The organism is Sphingomonas sp. NPDC092440 (assembly GCF_044754985.1).
Classification (GTDB): Bacteria; Pseudomonadota; Alphaproteobacteria; order Sphingomonadales; family Sphingomonadaceae; genus Sphingomonas.
In genome coordinates, this window is record NZ_JBIVQA010000036.1 from 1 (window position 1) to 1,834 (window position 1,834).

The 1,834-nt window shown below is 65.6% G+C and carries 2 protein-coding genes; both read right to left on the reverse strand.

The features are described from left to right. Positions 1-1,393: PAS domain S-box protein (locus tag ACIQCS_RS23920; RefSeq protein WP_401531955.1), on the reverse strand; the 1,393-nt coding region annotated here is incomplete at its 3' end. Positions 1,394-1,451: 58 nt separating this feature from the next. Then, positions 1,452-1,832: a DUF305 domain-containing protein gene (locus tag ACIQCS_RS23925; RefSeq protein ID WP_401531956.1), complete on the reverse strand. Its 381-nt coding sequence runs from the start codon at positions 1,830-1,832 to the stop codon at positions 1,452-1,454. Between the last annotated feature and the right edge of the window lie 2 nt (positions 1,833-1,834).

Consider the following 1,834-nt stretch of genomic DNA (forward strand, 5'->3'; position numbering starts at 1 on the left):
CGTCGGCCTTTGTCGAGTTGAACGCCGTGAAGAGCTGCTCGCGGACCTCGTCGGCGATGCCGGGGCCGGTATCCTCCACGGTCACCTCGATCAGCCCGTCAGGGCGCAACCTGGTCGCCACCTTGAGGTCGCGAACGGGACATTCCGCCATCGCCTCGATGGCATTGCGCATCAGGTTGACCAGCACCTGCTGGATCTGCACCCTGTCGACGAGGACCGGCGTCGCGGCGGGATCGACCGCAAAGAAGCTGCGGATGCCGCGCTCGCGTGCGCCGACCAGCGCGAGCTGGCTCGCCTCGGCGATGACCTGCGGCAGCTCGTGGAGGCTCTTGTCGACCTCGCCACGGGCGACGAAATCGCGCAGGCGCCGGACGATATGGCCGGCCCGCAGCGTTTCCTGAGCGGCATCATCCATCACCGACCGCAGCGACACGAAGGGTTCGTCGTCCCGCTCGTCGAGCATGTCGCGGATCGTCTCGAGATAGAGCGCGACCGCGGCAAGCGGCTGGTTGAGTTCGTGGGCAAGAGTCGAGGCCATCGTGCCCATCGCGCTCAGCCGGGAGACATGGGCCAGCTCTGCCTGCAGTTCCTTGAGCCTGAGCTCATCCTGCTTCTTGGCGGTGAGATCCCGGATGAAGCCGGTGAACAACCGCTGCCCGTCTTCACCGGCCTCGCCGACCGTCAGCTGCATCGGGAAAGTCGAGCCGTCGCGGCGCTGGCCGACCACGACGCGACCGAGGCCAATGATCCGGCGCTCGCCGGTCTGCAGATAATGCGCGAGATATTCGTCATGCCGGTCGCGATCGGGCTGGGGCATGAGGCAGGAGACGTTGCGGCCGACGAGCTCGGCTTCGCTGTAGCCGAACAGGCGTTGTGCCGCTGCGCTGAACGACGTGATGGCGCCGGTCTCGTCGATGATGATCATCGCATCCGGCACCGTCGCCAGAATCGATTGCAGATGCTGCTCGCGGGTCTCGATCGATGCGCGGACCGCCGCCTCGTCGGTGACATCGCGGCTGATGCAGGCGAAGCCGCGATGTGTGTCGCCTTCGAACAGTGCGGTGATCGTCAGGCGCGCCAGATATTCCGCGCCGTTCTCGCAGACCCGCCACGCTTCGCGCTCCAGCGTGCCCTCGTGAAGGGCGGCCGCCAGGTCTGCGCCTGGACGCCCCGCCGCAATCTCGTCGGGCGGGTAGAACAGGTCGTGGGGCTGTCCCAGAACGCGATCGAGCGGCCAGCATTCGGCACGCTCGCCTTCTTCATTATAGCTCAGCACGATCCCGGAAGGATCGAGCAGCGTCAGGACGTGGCCGCCAGCCTGTCGCAGGAACAGCAGCGCAAGCCGCGCTACGTCGCTTGCAATCTCGTCCGCCCCGCGCCTCGTGTCGACCATCGGCCGGCTCACATGCCTGGCCGGGCGCGCGTATCCGGGCGTAGCCCGACCGAGCCGCTCAGCGCCGCGCGAGAATGGCCTTCATCTCGTCGATTTCCTGCCGCTGCGAGCGCTTGATCGATTCGCAGAGCCGGATGACTTCCGGATCGCTGAGCTTTGCTTCCTGGCACATCAGGATCGCCCCGGAATGGTGCGGGATCATCGAGCGCAGAAAGGCCGTGTCGCCGATCGTGGTCTGGGTGCGGATAAGCGCGAAGCTGCCGAAGAAGGCGACCAGCGAGGCGGCGATCAGCGCGATGTTGGCGGCCTTCGACGCAAACATGTGCCGCATGGCGAGGATCATCAGCACTACCATCGGTGCGACCATCATCAGCGTCATGTAGAGCATGTTGAGGTTGTTGTAGAAGCTGTCGAGCCCGTCGATCATGACGAACATCACCA